Origin of the sequence: Catenovulum agarivorans YM01, from assembly GCF_000281085.1 — a bacterium.
Classification (GTDB): Bacteria; Pseudomonadota; Gammaproteobacteria; order Enterobacterales; family Alteromonadaceae; genus Catenovulum; species Catenovulum agarivorans.
Genome location: NZ_JH767541.1, coordinates 32,679 through 43,175, shown reverse-complemented (window position 1 = coordinate 43,175; position 10,497 = coordinate 32,679). Strand labels below are relative to the sequence as shown.

The 10,497-nt window shown below is 40.3% G+C and carries 6 protein-coding genes; 4 read left to right on the top strand and 2 right to left on the bottom strand.

Annotation, left to right across the window (positions count from 1 at the left end):
* The first annotated feature begins 355 nt into the window (after positions 1-355).
* From WSC_RS0119980 to WSC_RS0119970, 3 genes are all read left to right on the top strand, one after another.
* The gene (locus WSC_RS0119980) at positions 356-2,614 is read left to right on the top strand and encodes a beta-glucosidase (RefSeq protein WP_016957735.1); all 2,259 of its coding nucleotides are present in this window, start codon (positions 356-358) and stop codon (positions 2,612-2,614) included.
* A gap of 182 nt (positions 2,615-2,796) precedes the next feature.
* On the top strand, positions 2,797-3,378 hold the full coding sequence (locus WSC_RS0119975; protein WP_016957734.1) for a sigma-70 family RNA polymerase sigma factor: 582 nt from the start codon (positions 2,797-2,799) through the stop codon (positions 3,376-3,378).
* Between the two features lie 2 nt (positions 3,379-3,380).
* The gene (locus WSC_RS0119970; protein ID WP_016957733.1) at positions 3,381-5,012 is read left to right on the top strand and encodes a LamG-like jellyroll fold domain-containing protein; all 1,632 of its coding nucleotides are present in this window, start codon (positions 3,381-3,383) and stop codon (positions 5,010-5,012) included.
* Between the two features lie 54 nt (positions 5,013-5,066).
* Here the strand turns inward: WSC_RS0119970 and WSC_RS0119965 are convergent, their stop codons facing one another.
* A complete protein-coding gene (locus WSC_RS0119965) occupies positions 5,067-6,527 on the bottom strand; it encodes a BNR-4 repeat-containing protein (protein WP_016957732.1) in 1,461 nt (486 codons plus the stop codon).
* Positions 6,528-6,839: 312 nt separating this feature from the next.
* On the opposite strand from WSC_RS0119965, the gene WSC_RS24500 reads away from it, so the two are divergent.
* Positions 6,840-9,743 (top strand): Ig-like domain-containing protein, encoded by a 2,904-nt coding sequence (locus tag WSC_RS24500; protein WP_016957731.1) that lies wholly within the window; start codon positions 6,840-6,842, stop codon positions 9,741-9,743.
* Here the strand turns inward: WSC_RS24500 and WSC_RS23545 are convergent.
* A partial coding sequence (locus tag WSC_RS23545; protein ID WP_040395291.1) for an IS256 family transposase occupies positions 9,732-10,497 on the bottom strand: 766 nt, incomplete at its 5' end. The genes WSC_RS24500 and WSC_RS23545 overlap by 12 nt on opposite strands.

Genomic DNA, 10,497 nt, shown 5'->3' with positions numbered 1-10,497 from the left:
TTGAACTGTCTGTGATGGCTCTGATACTCGCAATTTATATTGATTTAGCTCTAATTTCCAGTAAGCCCTCGGTCGAATAGACCTAAGGGCCTCCCCTTCAACTTCTCACAACTCTACACGTTAACCTCTCGATTCATACTTAACTTTTTAAAACCAGGGGGGTATCACTTTTATCGCCTAGCCAATTATCTTGTTAAAGGTGGCGATGTTTGCAGCTTTGACGTTATCACCTTCTTGCTCAGTTAACCTGAACTCCGGATTACAAGTTAGCTGGGCAGTTATAAATTGCGCACTTTGAGCGCATTTAAACAGAAACTTATAAAACTGTTTGTTAAAGCGGTGATTTAGGAAAATTATGAAAAAATTAAATTTGCTAAGCTTGTTGGGCGTGGCAGCACTGTGTTGTTCAGCTATGCATGCCAACGCAAGTAACAAGTCAAGACCACAGCACAAAGATATTGTAGAGATAAAAGAACAAAAACCAGAGCAACTTGAGGGTTATTACCCTGTTGCTTTGCACCCAAATTCGATCAAAAGCGCAGTTTACGCTAACCCAAAAAACTCCGCTGACGAACGTACCAAAGATCTAATCTCGCGTTTAACTTTTGACGAAAAACTGGCGTTAACCACTGCGGTTAAACCTTTTAATTACGCTGGTGTTCCGCGGTTAGGTATTCGCCCTGTCACTTTGGCCGACGCTTCGCAAGGTTTGCGCATGGGTACAGTATCTGTTTCAGGTAAAAGTACTTCAATGCCAGGCATGTTGCCGCTCGCTGCTACTTGGGACGTTGAATTGGCAGAGCAATTCGGTAAAACCATGGCGGAAGAATGTCGCGCGCTAGGTGTCGATATTTTGCTTGGGCCGAGCATGAATATGCAGCGTCAATCAGTTGGTGGCCGTAACTACGAATACATGGGTGAAGATCCGTTATTAACAGGCGACATGGCTAAGGGTTATATTTTAGGCTTGCAGAGTTTAAAAATAGTACCAACTGCAAAACACTTTATCGCCAATGATCAAGAGTTTGTTAGACACATTGCTAACTCGGTTGTGGATGATCGCACCATGCGTGAAATTTATTTACGACCATGGGAAAAAATCATTAAAGAAGCTGACGCCATGGGCATAATGTCAGGCAACAATGTGGTTAATGGTGTGTCTTGTGCCATGCATAAGCCATTAATTGCCGACGTACTACGTAAAGAGTTTGGCTTTAAAGGTATTGCCATGACAGATTGGCAAAATACTCGCTATTTCCCAAACAATCAAGACTTAGTATTACCTTCAACCACAACCATTATTATGCCAGATAACTATACCTTTACCGATTGGTTGTGGGCAGAATTAAAACAAAACCCTAGTAAAAAAGCAGAAATTGAAAAACAACTTGAGACTATGATCTACCCTAACCTTTATACGTTTTTCAAAATGGGCGTTTACGACAGAGAGCCGCAAGATATCTCAATGAAAGCGACTTTTAATGAACACCAAATGTTTGCTCGAAAAGTTGCGCAAGAGGCCATAGTATTATTAAAAAATGAAGATAAAATTCTACCGATTAATAAATCAAAACGTGTGGTATTAATTGGCGAAGAAGAAATATTTACCGGCACAGGCAGTGGCCATGTTAAAGGCTACGAACATGTAAGTTATGCAATGGGTTTAAAAGCCGCATTTGGCGATAACTTCAGCTATTCCAAAGAGATTGATGAAAAATTAATTAAGCAAGCAGATGTCGTGCTGTTCAACTTTAATAAGCTCAGCGGTGAAGGCCACGATATTCCGTTCGAAGCGCCTATTGAGCCGCCTAAAGTATTAAACAAACTGACTCAGTTGCACGACAATGTTGTGGTTTTACTCACCTCATCCAACACTATGCCAACACCTTGGTTAAAAGATGTTAAAGGTGTGTTGTGGTTAAGCTTTTTGGGGCAAGAACGTGGCCATGCACTCGCCAATATTATCAGTGGTAAGACATCACCATCAGGTAAGCTGCCGTTTACTTTTGAAAAAGATTTTAACGATTCGCCAGACCCAGAGTTTAATTTCCTAGGTGACCAAGCTTATTGGTATGGTAACAACAAATATAAACCTTACTGGTTAGGCTGGGACGATAAATTTAATCCGGCATTTACAAACTACGTTAAACCACATCAACTAGTTGATATCCCTTATAGCGAGGGTGTGTTTATGGGCTATCGTTGGTTTGAAGCTAAACAATTGCCGATCGTATTCCCGTTTGGTCATGGTTTGTCATATACCGATTTTTCTTATAAAAATATTAAGGTAAACAACAACTGGAAAACCAACAAAACGGTAACAGTAAGCATGAAGCTTAGTAACACTGGTGAGATGGCAGCAAATGAAATCGTACAACTTTATATTGCTGATCATAAAGCAAGTGTACTGCGTCCTGTAAAGGAATTGAAAGCATTCAAAAAGGTTTATCTAAAAGCTGGCCAGTCAAAAACCGTCACCTTTACATTAGATGCTGATGCATTTAACTATTGGAGTGTTGACGAGAAAGACTGGGTGGTTGAATCTGGTGACTTTGACATTCTTATAGGTTCGTCAAGTCAAAACATTCACCTGAAAAAAACGCTTGTTTTGTAAGTCAAAGCCATAGTTTTTTGCAGTAAAAATTACAATTAAGTGAATGCTCTGACTGAGCATTCACTTTTTTACTAATGTCATTAAATTTTTTGTTAAATGACAAAGTACTTGATGGATTTGATATTAAACTTTCATTTATAGTAACAGTGCCATTGTTCGGTAAGTATAGTTAAGGTTGTAGCGTGCACCCACAAGAAGATAGCAATGAAAATTCTAACCTAGAATCAAGCTCTCATGCTATTAATCCAGCTAATTATAAGCTGTTCCATCAGCTTTTTGAGGCAGATAAAAGAAGACTTTACGCTTATATTTTAGCTTTTGTTTCAGACAAAACGACCGCTGATGACATTTTTCAAGAAACCTGTTTGGTCTTGTGGCAAAAATTTAACACCTTTGAGGTTGGCACTAGCTTTTCAAAGTGGGCCAATACCATTGCTTATTACAAAATTATAAATTTTCGCAGCAAACAAAATAAATATCAGTTGGGTTTGGATGATGACTTTCTCTTAGAGTTTAGTGACAACCTTGCCATTATTGAAAGCAGAGCCACTAAACAAGAAAAAAAATGGCGGCATTTAGAACATTGCCGCTCGCAGCTCTCGTCGTCAATGCAGACGGTTTATCACGGTTTTTACGTAGAGAACTCAACTGCACAACATGTAGCTGATAATACTGGTCGTTCTATTTATGCGATAAGAAAAGCATTGGGTAAGTTACGTAAAAAGCTCATTGATTGCATTGATAACAAGGTCAAAGAGAATTAAGCATGAATCGAAGCGATCAATTTGAACAAATTAGACTTATTGCTGACGATGTTTGTAATAATAACGCTAACCAACAACAATTAGCCAAGCTGCAACAGTTATTAAAAGGTGATTTGCAGGCACAAGAGTTCTATTTCGATTATTTGAATTTGCATGTCAATTTGATTGATTCGTTTGATCAGGAAACGGAGTTTGTTTATCGACGCATGACCATGGCTGAAGAGTTTGTTATGCGGCCTAAGGGCGGTAACGACCCTGTTGCAATAGATAGTCCAGATAAAACGCTTGAGTCAAAGCCAGGGCCATCGCAACAGCAAAACCAAGCAACTAGCTCTAAATTCAATATTAAGTCCCTTGTTATCTTCATTTTATTATTGCTGTGCTTGTTGTGGCTGTTTTTTGGGCGTCATAATTCAGACATTGTAGCTGAACTTGTACAAGGAAAAGTTAATGTTTTGGGTGAACAAGGTGATATAGATGGCGGAACCTTAACCGCTGGTATTTATGAAGCTAAACAAGCAGCAACCATAGAACTCGCTAGTGGCGATACCTGCCACCTTGAGGCCAATACCGTTATAAAACTCTACAATAAAGAAGAGCTCAGACTCAGAACAGGCATAATTACGCTGGAATCGTTGCCAGAGCAAAACACCATTATCCATAATCCAGGTTTTCTTATAGAAACTCATGGCAGCACTGTAACCATAGATTTAACTTCAGATGCCCCTAAAATTATCAGCGGTAAAGCTAGTGTATTTACCTCCAGTACGTGGCGTCCGGTACATTTCTGGAATTTTAACGAGCAAAATGATCGCTTTATTGACACCGCCGGCATTGCTCACGGCGTTGCTGCTGTTGGACTAACCAGAGTAAAGGGCGTTGTTGGACAAGCCGTTAATTTTGGCAACCATGAAGATGAGGTTATTTCAGTAGGTAGTGGCGGCGGTACTGTTCCTGGCACAGGTTCATTTGCTGTCGACAATGGTTTAACTATTGAGACCTTAATCAAGCTAGATTTTACCAATGAGCTAGACAAAAAATATACAATTTTTCATCAGCAACAACGTGATGATGATGTTCGTATTTCACTCAATATCAGTAGTGCGACCTCTCAACAAAATGCACTTGCCAGCATCAATTTTGGTTTATCGATTTTAGGCCAAGGGTACCACGAACTAAATTTTGCACTAGATGGTCAAGATGGCAGACCAACTCTAGCTCAGCTAATAGCAAAAAAATTTAACCATTTAGCCGCAACCTATAATGCACACAGCGGCATACAAGCAATTTATCTTAATGGCGAAAAACTTGCGTCATATAAACACCCAAAAGGCTCAAAAGTATTTAGTGGTGGCGCAGTATCAACAACCATTGGCAACACGCCTAATAGCAGCCAAAAGCGCTCGCAAGTTTTTTCTGGTGTTATAGATGAGGTCGCTTTTTATAGCTTAGCCTTACCTGAATATACGATAAAGCAACACGTTGAAAATATCAGCCAGGGTAAAAGTTATTTTGGCTTTGCTGCTAGTGCAAAGCCATTACCTGAGGACATAAAATTTGATTTACCCGCTTACTCGGTGATTGAGCTGGATACAGACTCAAAACTACCAAGTAAGTTACTCAAACGTAAATGACATATGCTCATGCTACTTGAAGATGCATCTTCAAGTAGCTTGGGTATAAATACACTACTTAAACTGAACTTTATCCGCTTCTTTTAAAACCAATGCTTCTGATTTTGCGCGTTTTATCGGGCCATTGTCGCCTAACAAATAAATTCTGCGCCATTGCGTGCCTTTTGGTCTTTCTGCCACCAGTATTCTGGCGTCTGCGTGGGCATCTTTTATCAATGAACTAATAGACCAAGTAACATCAGGAATACGCAATAATTCTTGGCCTTTTTCGAACGTTTTACCAGCATCTTTACTGTAAAAATCGGCCACTACAGCATCTTTGTTTTTCTCTTGATAAGCCAAGGTGTACTGCACATCTGTAGGTGATTTCAATACAAAATCACCTTCTGAGCCTAAGCTCTTAGGTACTTTGTTGTAGATTAAATTTCCGCCCGTCCAATTATCACCCGTCCAACGATAATAGCGCGCTTGTTTAGAGCCGCCCCATCGTTTGCCAACGTCTTTACCTACGTTAATTGTTAAATGTGGGTAACCTTGTTGGTCTAAACGTACTGTGCCATTAAAGGTCCACATGTCATCACCACCTGTACGAGCTACTAAGGTTTTTGCATCGGCAATTTGGCGAGTTACTGGTATATCTAAAGGCTCTGATTGCACATTGCGCCAAGTATCATTTTTGGTATCAAACACCATGTAATATAAATCATGACGTACAGGGATATGCCCGCGAGCTCTAGTATCATTTGGGCAAACGTGATAATCGTAGCTTAAAATAATCTCGTCGTTTTCACCTTTGACTGCCCATACATACCAGCTGTCATGATGGTTCTTAGTTTCATGCGGTTTATGTTTGAGAAAAGATACAGGCTCGGCAAATGTGCGACCATGGTCGGTTGATTTTTGATAAACCCAATTACTCCGATGCGCACCATGGCGATAAATTAAATAAATATCTCCGTTGTCCATTTTAATTGCTTGGTTATAAGTGCCAAATACCGAAATATTTTTAAGTTCTTCCCATTCGCTAATATCGCCAGGGCGTTTAGACACTACGTGTTTGTTACGGCCAGAGTTATAGTTGCCCAGTAAATTTTCACCATGCTCTTTACTACCGCCATGACCACCAAAAAAAATATGAATATAACCCAAGTCATCAATTAACATGGTTGGTTTGCCGTGATTATCTGGCTTCTTTTTCCCCATTCGACCAAGATCACTCTCCCCTGCTTGGAAAGGCCCTTGCCATTGTTTAGTTTTGTGATTGTAGGCTGCTACATATGGGTCGGAAAATGGCCCTTGGTATGAAACATAGGTAATGCCATCTTTATGAATACCAGCGGGATGCTGCACAATTGCCAACGGCGTACCCAAAGCATTGTCGGCAAAGTACTCCACCATTTCTACTTTGGTATTTCTTTGCTCGGCAACAGGTGCTTGAGTCGTTTTACAACCAGCCAACAAAATAGCTAATGATATTGCAAAAGCAGGTTTAGCGTTTTTTAAGAATTTTTTCATGTTTAACGTCTTCAATTTCACTCAATGCAGCAACAATTCGATGATGCAAAAAAACAAGTGGATATATTACATAAGTGACTAGGCCAACAATTTGCTACCCCATTATTGATGATTTATTTGCAGAAGATGCCATTTGTTTTGGATAAGTCTGAACCAGAGATATAAACCTCAGAGATCTTGCCATCGCCTCATAATTAATCAGAAAGATGCCAAAAGATCATTTATGAAATAATATGATTACTTTGGACATACAATGATAATAAATGATATAGTTATGTCAAATTTTGGTTAAAAAGTAAAGGCACCAACACAATGATGATTAAAAACACCGCACTTGCTCGAATAAATAAAACCATAGCCTGCGGGGCGGCTGGTTTATTTTTATTCGCCGCAGCAAATGTAAATGCGGCCGTAACCTTACAGTCGTCAACAAAAATTGCAGACAATGCATTGCATTTTGATGGTTCTGATATTGATACCGCCACTCCTAAACTCAGCACCCAGCAACTAAAAGACGATGCAAAATACCATTTTAAATTTGGCGGCAGCATATCAGCGCATGGTGATGCGGTAAAAACCTATAAACATTATGTGTTTATGACTTGGTATCGTGGGGGCAAAGACGACCGCCACGTAATGTTATCTCGTTTAGATACCAATACAGGTGTAGTGAAAACCATAGAATTTCCGCATCAACACAATGGTTTTCAGGGCAATTGGTGGATTGGTGAATCGCACAACACCATAGGCTTAGCCATTAGCCCGAAAAATGGCACCATACATATGGTGTATGATTTGCACGCATACGACGACACCAGCGTATACGATAATCCAAGCCAAGCGAAATTTGATGATGACAGGTTTAAAGATGACTTTTTCCGCTACAGCTATAGTATTGCTGGCGCGGCTGAAGTGGCCGACGAAGACTTCACATTAGAAAAAATATTTGTAAAAGATACCAGCTCAATTAGCACCGGCAGTGATGACTACAAACACCTAACCATGACAGGTGATTTAGCCGACAAACGCAACTTTGCAGCGCTTACCTACCCTAAATTTTACGAAACCAAAGAAGGTGACTTACTCCACTTTATGCGTTGGGGCGGCAATAATAATGGTGCTTATTATTACAATAGCTACGATGCAACTGCACAAAAATGGAGCTTATTTGAAGCCTTTAACCATAGAAATCAAAAAAGCCACGGTCTAGATTACAACTGGGGTTTGTATGGTGAAATGAAATACGTAAACGGCAAATTACGTGTTGGTTTCCAAAAACGTAGTAGCAACAACAACGACAAATTCGTTTACCAAAACGGTATTTATTATGCTTACTTAGATGATCCAGCAAACAATGTTTGGCGCGACCACACAGGCAAACAAATTACTTGGCCGTTAGTTGATGCCGATGAGATAAAAGTTTATGAGCCGGGTGACTTAGTAGACACAACCCAAGCAAACAAAGTACATATAGTGGGTAACTTTGACTGGACTGTAACAGATAAGGGCGACATTCATATAATCCACCGAGTTAAAGATAATGAGAATAACAAGACAGTTTATGGTCACCTGTACAAACCAGCTGGCGCAACTGACTTTATTCATGCACCGGGTATTACTGGCGCTTCTGAAATAAATGCGATTGGCGATGATGTTTACATCATAGGTTTAGAAAATAAAAAGCCTTATATTGAAGTTGCCAAAGGCGGTACTACGCAATTTAGTCGAATTTATACCGACACAACAACCACAACCAATTTTCAGCACGGCGTTTCGTATGCTAAAGGCGGCAAGGTTTATTACTACTTGATGGAAGCTGCATCAGGTACGGCTAGACCATTGCATCTACAAATTATCGATTTGGGTTTATCCAACACATCTGTTGCATTTGAGCAAAGTGCGCTCACTGTAGTTAAAGGTTACTCAAGTTTAAACATCAAAACGACAGCATCATCGGTTGATTCTTCAATCTCCATTAGCAATGTTGCGCTGTATATTGATAATCAATTGGTTTCAAGCCTAAACGGGCCAACTTTTGCATGGTCAGATGCGGATACTCTATTACAAAATTTAGCGGTTGGTAGTTATACACTTAAAGCTGTCGCAACAGACAGCACAGGACAAACATCCGAAGCATTTATGACCCTAAAAGTAGTTGAACCAACACCAACAGTTTCGTTTGATGAGTCAGAGATCACCCTATCAATTGGCTACACTAGTATGAGTGTTCAAGTAAACGCTGCAACACCAGACGTTAACCGCACTATCACTGGAGTCGATTTATATTTAGATGACCAACTTATTTCAAATGATGCTGCTGCCCCCTATGTATGGACACAAGCAAATGGCCAACTCGGCAGCTTGGTAGTCGGCGAATACGCACTGAAAGCAAAAGTAACCGACAGTAAAGGGGACACGGCTGAAACGTCAATAAAACTAACTGTGATAGACCCAACACCATCTGTTAGTTTCTCTCAAGGCGACATTACCGTTTCAGAAGGTTATACCAGCCTACAACTCAATGTTGCCGCAAGCTCGCCAATAGAAGATCGCAGCATTGCCCAAGTTGAGCTATTGATAAACGACAAACCTATTCGTGCAGAATCTGTAGAACCTTATGATTGGGGCCACAACGAAGCCCTAAAAACTGAGCTACTGGGTTTGGCTGCAGGTAGACATACACTTAAAGCAATAGCAACCGATAACGAGGGTGTAACCGCTGAAGCCACTGCTAAACTAATTGTTACTGAAAAAGTGACAGCCCCAACAGTAAGCTTTACTAAAGGCACACAATCTGTGACTGAAGACTACAGCTCGCTCACTTTCACTGTTGATGCGTCTACACCTATGACAACGCGTAATATTAAACATGTAGCTTTATATATTAACGACACTTTAGTTGCAGAAGATAGCAGTGCACCATTTGAGTGGAACCACAGCAGCGCCGCGTTAAGTAATTTAACAGCTGGCACTTATACAATCAAAGCAATTGTAACTGACAGCGGTGATACAACAGCGCAAACAACAGCTACACTTGTTGTTACCGCTAAACCAAAAGAAACAACACCAACTGACAATAACAAACCTGATAATTCTGCAGGTGGTGAGTCTGGTGGTAGTACAGGTCCGCTCGCAATTATATTTTTGACCTTGTTAGCAATTAGACGGAGGGCGTTCAAAAATCTGTGTCAGCCTAGTTTAAATTTAAATATCTAACTTACTGTCCAATCGCCCTTCAAAGTGAATTGCAAATTGCGACAATGCCAAGTTCCAGTTGTTCACTGGCATTGTCCATTTTTCAGTCGCGTTCAATATGCCAGCATAGAGCAATTTAAGCAAACTGTTCTCGTTTGGAAAGGCGCCTTTGGATTTAGTCAACTTTCTGAACTGGCGATGAACAGCTTCGACAGCGTTCGTCGTATAAATCGCTTTTCTTATGCTTTCAGGATATTGAAAATAAAGCGATAAGTTATCCCATTTTTTGCGCCACGATGCGATTACAATAGGGTATTGAGTTCCCCATTTCGCCTCAAGCTCATCAAGTGCAACTTCAGCCTCTAGCTTGGTTGCTGCGCGATAAACAGGCTTTAAGTCAGCCATAAACGCTTTTTGATGCTTGGAAGCGACATACTTCATTGAATTTCGAATTTGATGGATCACGCACAACTGGGTTTCGGTTTGAGGGTAAATTGACGCAATCGCTTCAGGAAAGCCAGTTAATCCATCAACACAAGCAATTAAGATGTCTTTAACACCTCGATTATGCAAATCAGTGAGTACAGATAACCAATAATTCGCACCTTCATTTTCAGAAATATACAGCCCAAGTAGTTCTTTTTGCCCCTCTAAATCTAGGCCAAGAATGGTATAAATGGCCTTGCTAACATACCGACCTGATTCTTTCACTTTGTAATGAATCGCATCCAGCCAAACAATTGGATAAATATCTGCCAAAGGGCGACAGCGCCAT